Annotated in this window: 12 protein-coding genes; 1 reads left to right on the top strand and 11 read right to left on the bottom strand. The window is 64.2% G+C overall.

Annotated features, from left to right (window positions below):
* Positions 1-8 precede the first annotated feature (8 nt).
* The 5 genes from P0648_RS05385 to P0648_RS05405 form a co-directional block, all read right to left on the bottom strand.
* Positions 9-671 (bottom strand): hypothetical protein, encoded by a 663-nt coding sequence (locus P0648_RS05385; RefSeq protein WP_276248288.1) that lies wholly within the window; start codon positions 669-671, stop codon positions 9-11.
* A gap of 67 nt (positions 672-738) precedes the next feature.
* On the bottom strand, positions 739-1,911 hold the full coding sequence (locus P0648_RS05390; protein ID WP_276248289.1) for a VCBS repeat-containing protein: 1,173 nt from the start codon (positions 1,909-1,911) through the stop codon (positions 739-741).
* Positions 1,912-1,951: 40 nt separating this feature from the next.
* Positions 1,952-2,917, bottom strand: coding sequence for a sugar phosphate isomerase/epimerase (locus tag P0648_RS05395; RefSeq protein WP_277505520.1), 966 nt, complete (start codon positions 2,915-2,917; stop codon positions 1,952-1,954).
* 14 nt (positions 2,918-2,931) lie between these two features.
* Positions 2,932-3,747, bottom strand: coding sequence for a polysaccharide deacetylase family protein (locus P0648_RS05400; protein WP_277505522.1), 816 nt, complete (start codon positions 3,745-3,747; stop codon positions 2,932-2,934).
* 49 nt (positions 3,748-3,796) lie between these two features.
* Entirely contained in the window at positions 3,797-5,299 is a 1,503-nt protein-coding gene (locus tag P0648_RS05405) for a lipopolysaccharide biosynthesis protein (protein WP_277505523.1), read from the bottom strand.
* Between the two features lie 237 nt (positions 5,300-5,536).
* Between P0648_RS05405 and P0648_RS05410 the strand changes: the two genes are divergently transcribed.
* Positions 5,537-6,505 (top strand): glycosyltransferase family 2 protein, encoded by a 969-nt coding sequence (locus P0648_RS05410; protein ID WP_276248293.1) that lies wholly within the window; start codon positions 5,537-5,539, stop codon positions 6,503-6,505.
* On the opposite strand, the gene P0648_RS05415 is transcribed toward P0648_RS05410, so the two are convergent.
* The 6 genes from P0648_RS05415 to P0648_RS05440 form a co-directional block, all read right to left on the bottom strand.
* A complete protein-coding gene (locus P0648_RS05415) occupies positions 6,478-8,115 on the bottom strand; it encodes a hypothetical protein (protein ID WP_277505527.1) in 1,638 nt (545 codons plus the stop codon). The two genes, P0648_RS05410 and P0648_RS05415, sit on opposite strands and share 28 nt — an antisense overlap.
* Before the next feature lie 136 nt (positions 8,116-8,251).
* Positions 8,252-10,795, bottom strand: coding sequence for a hypothetical protein (locus P0648_RS05420; protein ID WP_277505528.1), 2,544 nt, complete (start codon positions 10,793-10,795; stop codon positions 8,252-8,254).
* A gap of 551 nt (positions 10,796-11,346) precedes the next feature.
* Positions 11,347-12,597, bottom strand: a complete 1,251-nt coding sequence (locus tag P0648_RS05425) for an AI-2E family transporter (protein ID WP_276248296.1) — start codon at positions 12,595-12,597, stop codon at positions 11,347-11,349.
* A gap of 132 nt (positions 12,598-12,729) precedes the next feature.
* Positions 12,730-14,313, bottom strand: coding sequence for an alkaline phosphatase family protein (locus P0648_RS05430; protein WP_277505530.1), 1,584 nt, complete (start codon positions 14,311-14,313; stop codon positions 12,730-12,732).
* Between the two features lie 51 nt (positions 14,314-14,364).
* Positions 14,365-15,489, bottom strand: coding sequence for a glycosyltransferase family 4 protein (locus tag P0648_RS05435; RefSeq protein ID WP_276248298.1), 1,125 nt, complete (start codon positions 15,487-15,489; stop codon positions 14,365-14,367).
* A 58-nt stretch (positions 15,490-15,547) separates the two neighbouring features.
* Complete coding sequence (locus P0648_RS05440; RefSeq protein ID WP_277505531.1) at positions 15,548-17,470, bottom strand: hypothetical protein; 1,923 nt, start codon at positions 17,468-17,470, stop codon at positions 15,548-15,550.
* Between the last annotated feature and the right edge of the window lie 58 nt (positions 17,471-17,528).

A 17,528-nucleotide genomic window follows, 5' to 3' on the forward strand; every position in this document is an offset into this window, starting at 1 on the left:
CGGCGCGCTCAGAACAGGCCGATGGCGGCGACCTGTGACAGCGCGAGTTGCGCCCCGATGACGATACCGAACAGTCCTGCTGCGCCCTTTAGGTACGCGGAGAACTGCGTATCGAGGGTGTGCCCCCAGATGACCGAGACGGCGGCCATCGTCGCGATGGTGAGGACGCTGAACGCCGCGAGGAAGGTGAGCGCGCTGCCCATCGTCGGCGCGGAGGAGACGAGTGCGACGACGAGGATGCCGCTCCCGGCGAATCCGTGGAGCACGCCGACGAGGAACGAGTCGTCGTTTACGTGCTGGTGGTCGGAGCCAAATGCGGACTCGCCGACGCGCAAGTGGGTGTGGACGCCGGTGCCATGAGTATGGGCTTCGACGTCCACGCCGCCGACGGCGGAGTACAGCATCCGCGCGCCGAGGAAGATGAGGATGCCGCCGACGACGAACTCGAACAGTCTGGTTATCGACTCGGGAAGGTGGACGCCGAAGGCCACGAATAGGAGGCCGAGGACGACGATGGGGAGCGAGTGCCCGATGCCCCACGACGCGCCGACCACGCCCGACTGGTCGGTGTCGTCCTCGACGAGCGTCGCGACCGCCGCGAGGTGGTCCGATTCGAGGGCGTGGCGCACGCCCAGGACCGCGCCCGCCGTCGCCGCTGCGATGAGTGACATGGACGTAGATTATCGGTATGACAATTATACTCTTGGATTCTGGCAGTTGTGCGGGGGTTTCAGCCGGTCAGTCGTCAGCGAAGCCCGCCGTGTCCTCGCGCTCGTTGTACCACACGTCCACGTGGCGTTCCGGTTCGTAGGGTTTGCCCACGATGTCGAGGCGGCCGTCGCCGTTCAGGTCGACGACTTTCGCCTCGTGGGTGGGAATTCCCGTCGCGATGACCACCGGTTCGAACGTGCCGTCACCCTGGTTGTGGAACACGAAGTGACGGGGGTTCGGATTCTCGCCGAGGCCCATCTCGCCGACGTAGATGTCGAGGTGGCCGTCGCCGTCTACGTCCGCGACCTGCAAACTGTGCGGGCAGAACAGGTCTTCGTGGATGAAGGTCGCCTCCCACGTCGGCGGGTCGAGAATCGCGAGGCGGCCGGGGTGGGTACCGTAGGTTGGCGAGTCGCCCTCTGCCAGGATTATCTCAAGGTCTCCATCGTCGTCTATGTCCGCGACGGCGGCACGGGTGTAGTCCCACCCCGTCGAAATTTCTTCGTGGTGCCAAAGTTCGCCGGGCGTGGCAGGCTGTGAGAAGATGTGCGGGCCAGCGACGACTTCCGTCTCGCCGTCGCCGTCTACGTCCACCACGACGAGGCCCTCGACGGCCAGCCCCTCGGCAATGACGTGGAGGTTCTCCTCGGGCCAGGGCGACTGGGTGGGGTCGGCTGGAACGTCGTAGTAGAAGATGACTTTGCTCTCCTGTGAGAGGCCGACGATTTCGTTCTCGCCGTCGTCGTCCACGTCGGCGACCGCGATGTCGTGGTACTTGTCGTACTTGTCGTGGATCAGGTGTTCGGGCCACGGCTGAGTGGGGTCTGCTGGCTGTTCGAGCCAGAATAGCTTCGTCCCCCGGTAGGCCTGGCCCACGACGAGGTCGAGGCGGCCGTCGCCGTTCACGTCCCCGAGAGCGTTGCCGAAGACGTAGAGGTCGGGCGAGGTGGAGAGGCGGTGGCGTCGCCACCCGGGATTCTCGTACCAGAAGATGCTCTCTTCTTTCAGACCGACCATGTCCTTCAGTCCCGCGAGGTTCGGCAGGCTGCTGTAGCGCCCCCGAATCTTCATGTTCTTTATCGCTCCCATCCCGCCGACGATGACGTCGGGGAGGCCGTTGCCGGTCAAATCCGTCGTGAGGCAGATGCCGAGGCGCGTACACGGCGGCCGCGGGTCGATGGTCTCGTGGCGGAACTTCATGGGAAAACTGACGGCCTCGGTTCGAATTGTAAGCGACCGCTTAATCGGCCCGCGCCGGTGAGGGGGAGTCGTCGCCGGGTGATTTTCCGGTAATCGCCTGCAGGACCGACACCCCGTGAGCAAGTGCGTCGAGTGCGTCCTCGGGGTGGTCGTGTTCGTAGACGACCCACTCGGTCCCGAGGCGCGCTGCGGCCGTCGCCGTGGCCGCGATGTCGAGGCCACCGGTGCCCGGTTGAACCGACCGCTGGCCGCCGCCGGGTCGCGGCGTCTCCGGCTTCGCAACATCTTTCAGGTGGACGAGCGGCGAGCGACCGGCGACGTATTCGAGCACCTCAACGGGGTCGTGACCAGCAGCCACCACCGCCCCGGCGTCCACTTCGAACTGCACGTACTCCGGGTCGAGAAGCGTCGCGAGCAGGCCGTACGCCGTCGGTTCGAGGGGGACCTCGGGCAGGTCGGTAAGGTATCGTTTCATGAACTGTCTGTCACCGGCGGAGCCCAGAATGCGCCACACGCGCTGGCCGAACGACTCCGTGCGCACGTCGTGGGTCTCGGGCGAAATCGACGTGAGCGCCGCTCCGAGCCACCCCGACTCGACGAGCGGGAAGAAGTCGTGGTCCTGATTGTGATAGAGGAGACTGAAGCCCTCGGCTGTGAGCTGCTCGCCGAGTCGATTGAGTCGCTGTGCGAGCTGTCGCACCCGTCGCTCAGTCAGGAAGTGTGCCTTCGAGAGGTGCGGGACGACGAGCGTGTCACACCCGAGCGTCCGGTAGCGAGGGAGCAGCGTCTCGCGGTCGTATTCGAGTTGCTGTAATTCGACGTGGGCGGCGACCGGGACGACGCCCGTCTCCGCGAGCGCGCGGGCGACGGGTTCCGGGTCTTCGCGCTGGATGCGATGGGCGAACTCGACCCCTTCGATGCCGGCTTCCGACACCCGGCGGACGACGTCGGCGAGCGGTTCGTCGAGGTCGCGAATCGTGTAGAGCTGGATGGCAGGGCGAAGCATGCGAACCTGGCTGCTCAGACACGGCGTGAGGGCATTGTAAGCCGACCGTTAATGCGTCGTGTCGCTGTCCGAATCGCGTCCCCGAGGTCGGATAGCTCCCATCGCAGCGTCGATTCGGGGACGTGCCCCGCAAGTCGCGGAAGGAGATACGGGTCGCTTCCCGGTGCGACGAGGCGACCTGCCGTCGTCACGGCGAGAGCGTGAGAATCGCGAACGAGCACGACGCTCGCCGGGTCGTGGTCGCCGTAGGGGTACGAAAAGCGGTCGATTTCCACGCCGACGATGGTTTCCAGGGCGGCCTTCGCGCCGAGAATCTCCTCACGACGGGCTTCGTCGTCTCCGAGTTCAGAGAGGCGTGGGTGGCTCCGTGTGTGATTGCCCACGGTCACGAGTGGGTCCGTGGCGAGCGCCCGTAGTTGCGCCGCGGTCAACATGACCTGGTCCGCCGTCGGTTCGAGTTCGTGACGCGCTGCGAAGTGGCTCAGATTCTCGTCGCCGACGAAATCGCTCGACACGAACACGGTCGCCGGACAGTCGAACTCCCGGAGCAGGGGGAGCGCGTTCGTCTCGAAGTCGGCGAAGCCGTCGTCGAAGGTGATGGCGACCCGTTTTTTGGTCCCCGACTCCAGTACGTCGGGCAGGTCACAGACGGTGTACCGGCTTGTGAGATAGTCGAGGTCGCGGCGGAACCGCTCGACAGAGACAGTGCCAAAGCGTCCGGGCATCCCCACCGAATGGTAGACGAGAATCGCGTTTCTGCGGTCGGGGAATCGGCTGGAGAGACGGAGCCTGCGGTCGCTGCTGGCGAGTGCGTCCCACGCCCCGGTCATAGCGAAAGGAGGGTCGCCGAGTGGCTAAAGTACCCGCCGCTTAATCGACTCATCCGCGGACCACAGCTCCGATGGTGCGGATGTTTCGGCCGAGACTCCACCCAAAGCGGGTCGTGAGGACGAACACGACCGCGCCGTAGACGCCCGCCCCGACTATTACGAGCAGGACGAACTCAACCAGCGGGTTGACGGTAACGAGCAGCTGGGTCGCCCAGACCGCACCGCCCATCAGGAGGCTGGCGACGAGTGGGTAGGTAATCTCGCGGACGAACCGGCCGTAGGTCGTCTCCACGGTTCTAACGAGGAGGTAGATGTCGATGGGCACGGAGGGGACGACGTACGTCGCGACGACGGCGGCGGCGGTGCCGACGATGCCGTACTGGAGCGTCGCGGGGATGATGACGATGGCGAGGAAGACGGTGCGAAGCGCCGAAACTTTCGTCCCGTAGTCGGGGTGGCCCCGTGCCTGCCACACCGGGGCGAACGTCATCGTCATCGAGATGAGGAAGGCGTAGACGCCGATGAGTTGAATCGGGACGATGGTCGGTTCCCACGTCTCGCCGAGGAAGGCGACGACGAAGGTGGGCGCGACGGCGACGATGCCAACCGCGAGGGGGAACGAGACGGCCGTCGAGACCTGCACCGTCTGGAAGAACGCTTCCCGCAAGGCGGGGACGTCATCCTGCAATTTCGAATAGCTCGGGAAGGCCACCGAGGAGATGACGGCGGCGATTTCGGTCGCCGGGGCCATCGCGAACTGATAGGCGACCTGGTAGAAGCCGAGTGAGGTGGCGTTCAACAGCCAGCCGACCACCGCGTCGTCGCCCTGACTGTAGAGGAACGTGACGATGCCGCCCCCGGTGACCCACTTCCCGTAGGTGAACAGTTCGCGGGCCGCGCTGAGGTCGAACGACAGCCCCGGCCTGAACTCGTGGGCGAGGTAGGAGACAACGAGGCGGGCGGCGTCCGCGAGGACGTAGCCGAGGACGAGCGCCCAGACCGAGCCGTAGATGACCGCGATGGTGACCGCGACGATGAAGTTGGTGAACGACCCCGACAACTGGTAGACGAGCTGTTTGTGGAACTCCAAGTTCTTCTGGAAGTAGATGACGCCCGGATTTCTGATACCCGTCAACAGCGGCGAAATCGCCACCATTTGCAGGACGGGCAGGGCGCGCGGTTCGTGAAAGAGGTCGGCGACCAGCGGCGCGATGGCGAACGTCACTGCCGCAAGGAGCAAGCCGCGGGCGACTTCCATGCTCCAGGCGGTGTTGAGGTAGTGGTCGACGTCGTCGCCCTTCTGGTAGATGAGTGCCTGATTCAGGCCGAGATTCGAGAGTCGTCGGAGCGCCGTCGCCGTGAGCAACGCGATACCCATCAGCCCGAAGTCGGCGGGCGCGAGCAATCGGGCGAGGATGACCAGCAACAGAAGTTGCAGGCCGCGGTCGGTGATGTTCGATATCGTCACCCAGATACCGCTCTTTATCGTCCGGTCTGCGAGCGACCCGCCGGGGAGCAACCGCCGAAAGAGACCGCCACCGGGAACTCTCATCGTACCACCACTAGCCTGCGTCCGCGTCGCAGCGACGAACCATACGGAAGAGACGGGACGCTCATTATCCTGTACCTGGGCCGTCGGCGGCAATTGTTATTTCAGAGTTAATGTCGCGTAAGCGGCGTCGTCGAATCGGAAAACTGGCAGACAGAGACGGAATTGGCTGCCAAATCCGACGCAACCACGGTGTGACAGGAACTGACTAACAATGTCCGTTCGGGGCGAAGAGCAGGTATGGGAGCAGCCGGCAAAACCCCGCTCGTGAGCGTCGTCGTCCCGACGCGCGACCGGCCTGACGCACTCACGAAGGCGATTGCGAGCATCAACGCCCAGACATACGAGTCCATCCAACTCATCGTGGTAGACGACTCCGAGAAATCGGCAGAACACGTCCTGAAAGGGCTCGAACTCGCGGCCATCGCGGAGACGCACTTCATCAGAACCGCGAACCCGCAGGGGGCGGCCGCCGCACGAAACCGCGGCCTCGCCGCCGCTGACGGCACGTACGTCGCCTTTCTCGACGACGACGACCAGTGGGAACCCGAAAAACTCGAAAAGCAAATCGCCCGTTTTGCGGCCGCAGACGACGACGTCGGCGTGGTGTACACCGGCCAACGCTACGTCGATACGAGGGGACGCACGACCACGATTCGGACGCCGACGACGCGAGGCTGGGTGGCTCGCGACCTGCTCCGAGGCGAACCGCTAGCCCCGTTCTCGACGGTGCTCGTTCGGAAAACCGCGCTCGACGCGGCCGGGACGCTCGACGACCGCTTCCCCGTCTGGGAGGATCGCGAGTGGTACCTCCGACTCGCGACTGTGTGTGCGTTCGACATCGTCCCCGAACCGCTCGTCGTCCGCCGGATGGGCGCGGGTGACCAACTCTCGGGGGAGTTCGAGCGCATTCGGGATACCGCGTACCCGCTTTTGCTCGAAACCCACCGCCCGCTCGCGGCGTCCTACGGCATGGTTCCCGAGTTCGAGGCCGCGACCGCTCGGATGCTCGCGGTGGCCGCACTGGATGCTGGCGCCTATCGCGACGCTCGCCGGGCGTCGATTCGGGCGCTGCGAGCGACCCCGACGGATTCCGCGTCGTGGGCGTATCTCGCACTCTCGCTCGGCGGGCGGCTTACCTACGGCCTCGCCCGGACGCTAAAGCGCCGCGTCTCCCGAACTCAGGCCTCGAACAACACGTTGCCGTAGAGCCGAATTGGGCTCTCGTCGCTGATGTCGTCGATGTTGATGACCGACCGGTCGAGCCCGTTTACGAAGGGTTGGGCTGCCGTCACGATACACGGGGTCGGCGTATCGGTCGTATGTTCGTAGAGGAGGGGTGCGTCGGCGGTTTCGACCGACGAGAGCGTCGGGGCTGACCCGAGTTTCAGGAGACACCGGTCGTCTGCGAGGCCGCCGTACTCGACGCGAATCGGGTGGCGGGCGGTGGTTATCGACCCGCCGTCGACGAGGCAGTCGGTCGAATCGACCAGTCGGATGCCGTCGCGTCCCGCGCCGGACTGTTCGATGCGGCAGTTTCTGAAGACCGATTCCGGACCTTCCTCGATGCGGATGGCCTCGCCGCCGCTCGCAGAGCCGAGGATGGTGACGTTTTCGACGGTAATCCAATGTGGCTTCGGCGGCACCTGCTGGGAGGGTCGCCACGGGAGTTCGCCCGGCCGCGCCCGGCGAATCGCGGGCGTGTCGTCGATGTCGCAAACGATGACCGAATCTTTCAGCACCATCGTCTGGCCCTGTGGCGAGAGTTCGACGAGCGACTGGGACTTCGGCGAGTTGCGAGCGATGACCCGGCAGTTTCGAATCTCTGCGCCTGGTTCGATGCCGGGCACGTCGAGTTGCACGCCGGTTTCGACCACGATGGCGCGCGTGTTGAAGCCAGTCGAGATGTTTTCGAGCGGTGGACCAGTGTATTTCTCCAGGTCGATTTCGACCGTGCAGTTTTCTGCGAAACTGCCCTTTCCGCCGAGGCGGATGCTCGAAGCGTTGTTGTTGAGGAAGTACGAATCGACGATTTGTACCTTCCCGGGCGTCCGGGAGGTGTAACAGGCGTTGTTTCCGAACTCGCGGAAATCACACTTCTCGATGCGGATAGTTCCCTTGTGTTCCCACCCCGCCCAGACGGCGATGCGTCCGTTTCCGTTGAGATAGCCGTCGATGCGCGCGCCTTCCTTTGCGACGACCCGCCTGAGCGTCCCGAGGCCATCCGGGTCGGTGATGGCGAGCAGGAACGCGCTCGCTTGCTCGCGGAACTCGGTCAGACCGCGACCCACGTACTCCAGGTCCTGGACGTGAAACTTCGTCCGCGTCAGGAGGCGGATGCCGGCGGACGTCTGTGGGTGGGTAATGTCGATATCGACGTTTTCGAGCAGAATCTCGTCGACGTCGACTTCGTTGGTGTCGAAGACGAGGTCGTGGAACCCCACCGACGGGACGATACGCACGTCACCAATTCCGAGGAGGCCAACCGTGTTCGCCTCGAAGTTGTACGTCTCGTTCAGCAGATAGCGACCCGCCGGCAGGACGACGAGGGTTCCGGCCGTCGCCGCCATCGCCAGCAGGTCGTCGATTGGTTCTGACCCAGTCGGGTCTGCGCCGAAATCAGCCACGAGGTCGACCGACCGTATGAACTGGATGCCGTGGCGCAACAGGTTCGGTGGTTCCGCCGTCGGGGTTTCGGGCGGCGTGGGCGGCGGCGTAGGCGTCGGTCCAGGAACGAACTGACACCCGGCGAGGCCGCCGCCCAGTGCGGCGGCTCCTATCGCCGCGAGATATCGCCGTCTGGACGGGCGCGTGCCCATTACTTCGACGGAGACGACGGGAGCGTATCGTTATTCTGCGCTTACGGACAGTGTGTCACAGCAAACCGACCGCCGACGGACGGGCACTGTCGCTCACCGTACGAGAGCGGGGGAGAATGGCAGCGAGCGGACTGGCTTAGCCGTCCAGGTCTTCGAAGGTTATCGCGGCAGACCCGCGAACCTTAAACTTGGTCACGTCGCCGTCGAAGCGGTAGGCGTCGGTCCCTTCCGCGACCACGCCGGTGACGGTTCCGTTCTTTACGGTGTCGTCTAAGCGGTCCCACGTCGTCGCGTCCTCGGGGGCGGAACTGAGCGCGTCACTGCGCACGAGTTCGCCGTCGACCGACACCATGTAGCCGGTGACGTCGTCGCTCGCGTCGCCGTCGAGGATGAGCAGGTTCGGCAGTTCTGGAAGCCGTTCGAGTGCCTCCTCTGGCCGAACCTTGATGCCGTCTACGTAGATGTCTGCCGGGCCGTCCACCGAGATGTCGGTGATTTCACCGGAGTACTGGTAGCTGTGGGCCGCTTTCGAAACCGCACCCTCGACGTTCGTCCCGAAGACGTTCTTGTTGAGGTCGAGTTTGCTGTCGGCAGCCTCCGAGACCGAACCGCTCACGTTGAACGTGTAGGTGGTCGTTCCGGTGGCCGCGCCGACGAGCGCGATAGTGTGCGTCGCTGCGTCCTTTGCGCTCGATTTGGTGGAGCCAGTGGCGCTTCCGCCGCTCGAACTACCGCTGCTCGAACCGGCATCACTCGACGCACTGGTGGTCGAATCGGCTGCCGTGACGCCCTTCTGTGGCGCGTCGTCTGCGGTCTGGGCGACCGACGACGGGTCTATGGCCTCACCGTTTACCGTGATGGTCGGGTTGCCGCCCGTCACGTCGAACCGGGTGAACGAACCGGTGAAAGTATAACTGTCGATGCCGCCTTCGACCTGTCCGCGGGCAGTGGCCCCCGAGAGGTCGTCGTTGTCGTCTACGGTCGCGCCGTTCGCCTCGCTCTTTTGCAGGTCGCCGCTCACCGAAAAGACGTACTCGCCCGGCGATTCGACGCCGTTGATGGTGAGGACCTTCTCGTTCGAATCAGTGGCTGCGGCCTCGTTGGAGTCAGATTCCGTCTCATCGCCCGAGGATTTCGAGTCCGAAGAATCACCTTCGGCGCTTTGGGTGGATGCAGCGTCACTGTCCGAATCGGTCTGGTCGCTCGACGCACCAATCTTCGTGCTCGGAACCGGGCAGGAGCCGGATTGCTCGATGCCGGCCGTCTCGCCCGTCGAGTTCTGGTAATCGACTGCCGTTCCGCTCACGTTGATGGTCGAGTTCGTCACGTTCACGTCGTTCGAGTTGACGACGCGCACGCCGGAGCGCCCGGACCCGGTCTGCTGGATACAGCAGTCCGTGATGGAACTGCCGTCGGCGCTGTCGATGAACACCGCTTCCCGGCCGTCCGCGCTCCCCGTGATGCTGCAGTTCTCCAGGTGGAGGTAGTGGGGTTTCGGTGGAACCTGCTGGTACGGCCGCCACTGAATCGCGCCGGGTTCGCCGCGGCGGACCGCAGGCGTGTTCGGAAGGTCACACTGAATGCGCGTGTTCTTGACCGTCACGCTGCGTCCCTGCGGGGAGACGTTGATGAGGCCGACGCCCTGCGGGGCGTTGCGGCCGATAATGTCACAGTCGACGATTTCTGCGCCCGCCGGAATCGCGGGAACGTCCTGCTGGACACCCTGGTCGACGGAGATGCCGCGAATCCCGAACTCGTTCGACGTGTCGATTGGCTTCGGGCCGGTGTACTTGTCGAAGTCGATTTCGAGGACGCAGTTTTTGACGTAGCTCCCCTTGCCACTCAGGCGAATCTGAGAGGCGTTGTTGTTGAGGAAGTACGAATCGACGATCTGGACGTTGCCGGGGGTTCGGGAGGTGTAACAGGCGTTGTTCCCGAACTCGCGGAAGTCACACTCCTCTAAGCGAATGGTCCCTTTGTTCGACCAGCCAATCCAGACGCCGATGCGGCCGTTGCCGCCCTCGTAGCCGTCGAACCGGGAGCCTTTCTTGGCGACGGCTTTCTTGAGGACACCCTCGCCATCTGCGCTTTCGAGTGCGAGGAGGAACGCGCTTATCTGGCCCTGGTGGGCCGTGATGCCGCGCCCGCGGTATTCGATGTCCTCTAAATGGAACTTGGTCTGGCACTTCAGGCGGATGCCCGCCGTCGTGCTCTCGTCTCGAATGTCGATGTCGATGTTCTCGATGAGGATTTCGTCGTACCCGGACCAGCTGTCGATGAGGAGGTCTGTGTAGCCGTTCGGCGGGACGAATTTCACGTCGCCTTCGCCGAGGAATCCGAGGCGGTTGTTGCGGGGGATGTACTTGCCGCTAAATTTGTAGCTGCCTTCGGGGAATTTGATGAGGGTTCCGTCGCTCGCCGCTTGCTCGAGGGCCGAGTTCACGGGTTCGGTGCCAGTTGGGTCTGCGCCGTAGTCGTCGACGATGTTCACGACACGGTCGAAACTGATGCCGTGTCGGGTCGTCGCAGCCTTCGCACTGCCGGAGGAAACGACCGCTGCAGTACTGCCGGCCGCTGCCGCGTACGCACCCATTCTAAGATAATCGCGACGATTGAGAAGGGAGTCGTCCTCCTCTGCCGTCGCTTTTCGTTGCTGTCCGCGTGCCAGTTCGCGTGCCATTGCAGTTCGTTAAGCACAAGCTATCGACCATAAATATTGTGATTCTGACATTAGTTCGATTTGTTGAGTGTCACGCAAACATACTAATCAAATCCTGACTGTCTCCGCCGCTAACCTATTTATCAACCAGGTGATTCATGTCCGTATAACTGTTCGACCAATCGGATTAGTTCCGGATTAATCGGGCGACTGTGTAAGTTTATACGGGCCAGTACCAGGTGAACACTCTGCGCGCCGAAACGGTATCGCTGACGTGATAGTTCACACTCATGTATCGCGAAATTGGTCATTTCGAGATTCGGTACGGAGCCCGACCGTGCCGTATGCAATCGTTTCACACTGCTGAATATACTGTCAGAAATTGTGATGTATGTCCGTGGCTTTTCGAGGGTGACTTCGGGCTGGCTCGGATGGTGGATGGCCACGCCGCTGGCGACTTTGTTCGATTGGGGATTCCGTCGTTCGAACGCTTATTCTGTCGCCTGTGCTCCGACGGTGAACCGGCCGTTATCACGTTTCGCGTCTGACGCGTGCGCGCCGGGAGCCCCGCTTCAGGCAGACTCACTCCCCTCTGGGGCAGCCGCCGAATCCGGCTGGTCTGTCGCTTCGGTTGCGGGGTCTTCGGCTTTGACGACGGGTGCTGGTCGCGGTTCGTACGTCGGGTCCACCAGCCACGGGAAGACGATTCGGCCGAACTCGTAGACCACGGCGAGGATGAGTGGGCCGAGGAAGATGCCGTACCACCCGAACAGCAGGGGGCCGAAGGTGTAGGCGAGAATCACCGCCCCGATGTGGAGCGACCGTCCGCTCACGTAGGGGCGCAGCAACTGGTCTGGGATGGTGTCCACGACGACGATGGAGACGACGCTGAACACCACCGGGAACCAGAGTGCTTCGGGGGCGACGAGCGCCGCACGAGCGAACAGGAGGGCCGCGACGGGCACCCAGACGATTTTCATACCGATGACCGGGACGAGGCTGCCGACGCCGACGAGCATTCCGACGAGCACCGGTTCGGGAATGCGCACCGGGGCCGGGGCGAACAGATTGAGTACGACGTACGTGACCACCCCGAGCAGGCCGGTGGCGAGCGCGTTCAGGATGTTGCCGAAATAAATCGACCGGAGGTCGGCATCGACCGTCCTGAAGTAGTGTTCGAGCGGGCTGTCGCGCCGGAGAATCGTCTGCCGTCCCCAGGCGACGAATCGGTAGTCGTCTTTCAGGAGGAAGAAGGCGATGAGCAGGGCGATGAAGGCGTGGAAACTCACGTTCAGTAGCGTCGCGAGCGAGGCGAGCAGCACGTCCGTCACCTGCCCGAGTACGTCGCCAAGTCCCGAGTCGGCGAGTTGACTGGGGTCCGTGATGAGCAATCGAATCGTCTCCTCAGAATCCTGGAGTACGGTCGTCAGGTCGATGTACGGGGCGATGAGCGCTGTCAGCTCGGCCTGCCGCTCCGCATCGAGGTACTGCGACAGCGTGTTGATGATGATGGCGATCGCCCAGCCGACGAGGAACAGCACGGGAATCGCGACCAACGTAAGCGTCACGACGACGGCGTACAGCCGTCGCTGGATGCGTCTGTTCACCTGCTTGAACACGGGCCGCGTCACGTAGTAGATGAACAGCCCGAGGACGACGGTCCCCACGAACTGCCAGGTGACGTACGCGAGCGTGAGAAACAACACTAGCGCGACGACCCACAGCCCCGCCCGGTCGCGTCTCATCTCGCTCTGCTGTAACGCTCGCAAGATGCGCGACCGCTCGGCAGGTGTACCGGCGTCTGTGTTGGAAGTGTCTGTCATGGCTTTCGGGAGCCTACACGGCGAGTCGCAGCCCGCCGTTCCCACCCCGGCGCGACCCGTGAGAGCCTTCCCTCTAGTACCGCTTGGGCGGTATTAACCGTTGGCCGCGTTCGCCCCGGCGGCAACGCCCGCTCATTCGAGGTAGCCCAGTCCGCGCAGGCGGTCTTCGACCGCGGAATAATCTTCCTCGACGATGCCGGCAGATTGGGTTCGCCGGTAGGCGCGTGACTTGATTTCCCGTCGTGCCGTCTCGGAGTCGGGGGCGAAGATTTCTGTGAGGACGCGCCCGTCTGAATCCTTCGCAATCGATTCGCCCGCGGCGTGGAGCACGGTCGGCGCGACGTCCACCACCCACGCCTCGGTAGGGGCGACGCCTGCCGCGACGTCCGGTCCCCACGCGAAGAAGATGCCGTCTGGTCTGTGGTACGCCGCGACGCCGGTCACGTCGCCGACGACTTCGGGGCCGAGCGACGGGTCTACGTGGTAGCCTTCGCGAGCGGTGATGACGAGGTCAGGACCGTTCGGGTCGCGAGGATTGAGCGTCGCGCCGTCGAACACCGACAGGACGGGCGCTCCCGTCTCGGGATCGGTCAGGGCTGCGAGCAGCGCGGCGAGTTCGGCCTTGATTCGAGGGCGGTCCGACGGGGAGACCGCGCCGGGCGTAAACCGCGCCGTGTCGTTGACGTAGACGCTCCCGAGGCCGTGGAGGAAGGCGGTCGTTCGTCGGTAGTCCACGTCGTACAGCTGGTGGTCGCCCGGGATGCGCGCTGCCGCCGACTTGAGGACGCCCGGCGGGAGGTACTGCACCAGTAGGCGGTCGGTGATGCCGACCCGCGAGAGGGCTGCGAGGACGCGAGTCTTGTCGAGGCCGAGTTTCGAGAGCGCTCCTCGCACCCCGGTCTGGGACCGCGGAACGAGGTAGCCCGTTTCGACGAGCAGGCGGTTCACGCTCACTACGCGGGAGACGGGGCCAAAGCCGTGGTCTGAAACCACAAACAGCGTCGCCTCGCGCGCCTCGACGTAAGCCATGACCTCACCGAGGATGTCGTCGAGCGTCCGGTAGTGGTTGAGGAGCACGTCGTCGTCCCAGACGAGGTGCTGGAGGCGGTCGGGAGCGACGTACACGAAGAAGAACAGTCGCCAGTCCTCGCGCTCCATGAGCAATTCCATGAGCTTTCGGCGGTTGGCGACGAGGCGTTCGAGGTCCGCGAGGAACGCCTCGGTCCGGTCGCCGTACTCGTGCCACTTGAGTTCGAACTGGTAGTCCGGAAGCTCGCGGCGTATCTGCGCTTCGAGCGATTTGGGGTGGGCGAACCGCGCCGAGGCCGAGGGCGTGAGCATCCCCGTCACGAGCGCCCCGTCTATTTCGGCCGGCGGGTAGGTGAGCGGGACGTTGCCCACGACTGCCGGGGTGAGTTGCTCCCAGAGCACTGGCTCGCGGATGTCGTTTCGCGAGTAGGGTCGCTGGGTGTAGTCCGCGCCCAGTTTCACGAACTCGTAGACGCCGTGGCGGTCGGGCCACGTTCCGGTGGCGATGGCTGGCCAGGCGACGGGCGTGTTCGCCGGTTTCGTGCTTTCGAGCGGGCCGGCGGCCCCCTCCGCGAACAGACGGGCGAAGTTCGGTAACTCGCCAGCGTCGCTCCAGCGCACGACCAGGTCCCACGGGACGCCGTCGAAGCCGAGGACGAACGCCCGGCCGTGGCTCTGCGTGGACATTCTGCCAGAAGATAGGCCTGCGACGGGTATTGTTACGCGGCGACTACAGCGTCACTCGACGACGAGCGGGTCAGTCTCCGTGGTTTCGCCGACTGGCTGCCCTCCCGCCAATCCCGCGTACAGTGCAGTGAGGTTGGCTGCGACCCCTTGCCAGGTGTACTCCTGTTCGACGAGTCGGCGATTCGTCTCTGCCATCTGTCGCACGGTTTCGGGGGCTGCCACGAGCGACCCGAGCGCGGCGGCGAGTTCTTCTCCGTCACCCGGCTGGACGAGAATCCCGCCCTCCGCGCCAACGAGTTCGGGGATGCTCCCCACCGGGGTCGAGATGATGGCGTTCCCACCGGCCATCGCTTCGAGGATGGCGATTGGCAACCCCTCTGCGTGCGTCGGGAGCACGTAAATCGAGCTTTCTGCGAGGAGGTCGCGTTTCGCTGCCTCGCTCACGAAGCCGCGGTAGGTCACGTCGGGCGTCGTCTCGGCGAGTGCCTCCGCGAAGTGTGAGAGCGGGCCGCGTCCGGCAATCGTCACCCGGAAGTCGAGCCCCTCACGCTTGCAGGCGGTTACGGCGTCTACGAACTCGCGCAGGCCCTTTCGGGGGACGTGATTCGAGACGAACGCGACGTGCGGGGGCGTCACGTCGAAGTGGGGGTCGTACTCGTCCGGGTCTACCGCGTTCGGGAGCACGAGCAGCGGGGTGGTTCCCGCGACCGGCCTGAGGACGTCGCGCCAGTAGGCAGAGAGGACGACGACCGCGGCGGCGGCAGCGAACACCCGAGAAAGCAGCAGACGAGACGGGCGAGAGGCCCGCTCTACGAAGTCATCGAACTCGGAGCCGTGGACGTGGAGGACGACGGGCCGCCGCCAGAGGTAGCTGGCGACGAGGACGAACCACGACGAGAGGTAAAACGACCGCCAGTGGGAGGTGTGGACGTGGACGACGTCGGGTCGTGACTGGAACGGGAACCGAACCGCGCGCAACCCTGCCCGAAACACCTCTTTTGTGAGCCACCACGCGCCGGTTCCGTCCGAGGCCGGAGCCACGTCGTAGACCCGGGTGCGAACCGTTCTCGGCAAGTACGACACCTGCGCGGCGATGTATCTGGCTATCCCACCCGTCTCCTTGCTCGCCGGCCCGACGACCAGCACCTCGACCGAACCCATGTCACTAACTGACATACGCGGGTTCGCCGGTTAGTAAGTCACAACTTATCCTATAGAACATCCGACCGATGCCCTACGTGTTCTCTCTGAACGTCCCCTCGGGGACTGGCGGGCGAGCCCCGATATCGACGTAGAACTGGTGGTACTCGCCGTTCGACTGGACGAGGTGGACGCCCCTCTCGGTGGTGATGGCGGTGAAACTCGCCCGCGAGTAGCGAAGTTCGCGGTAGGCGTCTACCTCTCGCTCTATATCCGTCTGAGTGACGACGAACCAGTGGTCGCGCCTGACGACTTCCTCTGGATGGTTCTCGTAGTACGGTCGCAATCCGGTGAGCATCGCCGATTCGGGGGCCGGCCCGCTGTGGATGGAGAAGGGTTCGTCGTAGAACGCCGCCTCGTAGCGGTCGATGCCCGTCCTCACCGCCCCGTACCAGATGGTCTTGTCCGCCGGCTGGGCGTTGAATGAGGTCTGGTAGCCCTCCATGTGCTGGGCGGCGACGTGCTGACCGGGGAGGAAGATGTACGGCGAGGGGAACAGGCTCACCAGCGAGAGCGCGACGAGTGCGACCACCCCGAGCACGATGAGTGGCCGGACGAGCGTGCTGAGAGATCCGCTCGAAACACGCCCCGCGAGGCGTGTAATTCCCACTGCACCGAGAATCGTGGCGATGACCATGGCGAATCCGAGGTGCCGGAAGAAGTACGTCGAGATGTCGCCGATGAACTGCGCAGCGACGACCGGGAGGAACGCGAGCGACCCCCAGACGAAAAACGGCAGCAGCCCGCCGACGCGGGTTTCTACTGCCCGTCCGCGGAGCCACCCGACGATTAGCAGGGCACTCGCTGCGAGGTACACGACGCTCACCAGAAAGAGCTTCACGAACAGTTCAGCGAGGCTCACGCCGATGTCGGCCGCCGAATCGGACTGCGAACTGATGACCTGTCCTGCGGCAGCGGTTCCGAGCAACAGACCCTCGACCGCCGCGAGCGTCTGGTCTAAGGTGTTGAACGTGGACTGGTGCTGGTTCACCCAGAAGACGAAGATGACCAGCAGGACGAACACCTGTCCGTAGATGGCCCGATAGCCCGCCGCCGCGCTATTCGGTTGCAGGAGGCGGTAGAGCAACTGAACTCCGGCCATCCCCAGAACGAACAGGAGGACGTTGAGCGTCAACTGTGGGTGCAAGATGACCATGACGAACGCGACGAGCGGCAGCACGAGCGACGCCGCGGAGACGAATTGCGGCAGGCGGTCGTCGTTTGCCTCGTGGCTCATGTGCTTGACCAGCAGGTACAGAAAGAGCGGAAAGAACAGCGTCGCGAGCGTGAAGGGGTGAAAGGAAACGTGCGTCGCGAGGCTGTTGATTGGCAGGAGCAAGAACGCCGAAAACGCGGCGACGATGGCCACTCGACTCGAAGGGAGGAGCAGTCTGGCCGTGAGCGCAACGAACAGGAAGTAGACCACGGTGAACACGAGCACGGTGAACAGCATCGCCGTCGGCATGGCGAACCCGGTCAGGCGGCCGAGCACGGCCGCGAACAGGTGGCTGCCCGGATACGGAATGCTGTAGACGGTGAACACGCCTGCGTCGAGCGACCGCGCCCAGCCGAGGTGGATGAGCGAGTCGAGCAATCCGTAGAAGTAGTAGCCCCGAATCAACGGCAGGCCGACGACCGACGTGGTCGCCGTCCCGGCGAGCAGGACGCTTCCGGCCCGCAGACTCCACGCTGCGCCGTACAGAGCTACGACGATGGCGATAAGGAACGCCGCGGCGACCCCAATCCAGAACGCGACCGGCGTGGCTTCGTAAATCGAGAGTTCGTAGCGCGTCGCCGGGGCCGCGTGTGCGACCACTACGGCGGCGAGCAGCGAGAGGTAGCCGACGGTGAGCGCGACTGTTCCACCGCGTCTTCGCGCCTCGTAGCGGTCTGCGACGCCGACGGCGTGTCGCGTAGTGCCCAGCCCATCGACGAAGCTATCCACGGCAGATTCCATTCGCTCCGGGTTCTGACTGTCGGAAGACACGACCGCTTCTTACCACTAGAAGCCCCGG

It is taken from the genome of Haladaptatus sp. DYSN1, assembly GCF_029489995.1.
GTDB lineage: Archaea > Halobacteriota > Halobacteria > Halobacteriales > Halococcaceae > QDMS2.

Bases quoted from the DNA above. Each gene is read 5' to 3' on its own strand.
- P0648_RS05385 (WP_276248288.1), bottom strand. From the start codon at position 671: ATGTCACTCATCGCAGCGGCGACGGCGGGCGCGGTCCTGGGCGTGCGC.
- P0648_RS05390 (WP_276248289.1), bottom strand. From the start codon at position 1,911: ATGAAGTTCCGCCACGAGACCATCGACCCGCGGCCGCCGTGTACGCGC.
- P0648_RS05395 (WP_277505520.1), bottom strand. From the start codon at position 2,917: ATGCTTCGCCCTGCCATCCAGCTCTACACGATTCGCGACCTCGACGAA.
- P0648_RS05400 (WP_277505522.1), bottom strand. From the start codon at position 3,747: ATGACCGGGGCGTGGGACGCACTCGCCAGCAGCGACCGCAGGCTCCGT.
- P0648_RS05405 (WP_277505523.1), bottom strand. From the start codon at position 5,299: ATGAGAGTTCCCGGTGGCGGTCTCTTTCGGCGGTTGCTCCCCGGCGGG.
- P0648_RS05410 (WP_276248293.1), top strand. From the start codon at position 5,537: ATGGGAGCAGCCGGCAAAACCCCGCTCGTGAGCGTCGTCGTCCCGACG.
- P0648_RS05415 (WP_277505527.1), bottom strand. From the start codon at position 8,115: ATGGGCACGCGCCCGTCCAGACGGCGATATCTCGCGGCGATAGGAGCC.
- P0648_RS05420 (WP_277505528.1), bottom strand. From the start codon at position 10,795: ATGGCACGCGAACTGGCACGCGGACAGCAACGAAAAGCGACGGCAGAG.
- P0648_RS05425 (WP_276248296.1), bottom strand. From the start codon at position 12,597: ATGACAGACACTTCCAACACAGACGCCGGTACACCTGCCGAGCGGTCG.
- P0648_RS05430 (WP_277505530.1), bottom strand. From the start codon at position 14,313: ATGTCCACGCAGAGCCACGGCCGGGCGTTCGTCCTCGGCTTCGACGGC.
- P0648_RS05435 (WP_276248298.1), bottom strand. From the start codon at position 15,489: ATGTCAGTTAGTGACATGGGTTCGGTCGAGGTGCTGGTCGTCGGGCCG.
- P0648_RS05440 (WP_277505531.1), bottom strand. From the start codon at position 17,470: ATGGAATCTGCCGTGGATAGCTTCGTCGATGGGCTGGGCACTACGCGA.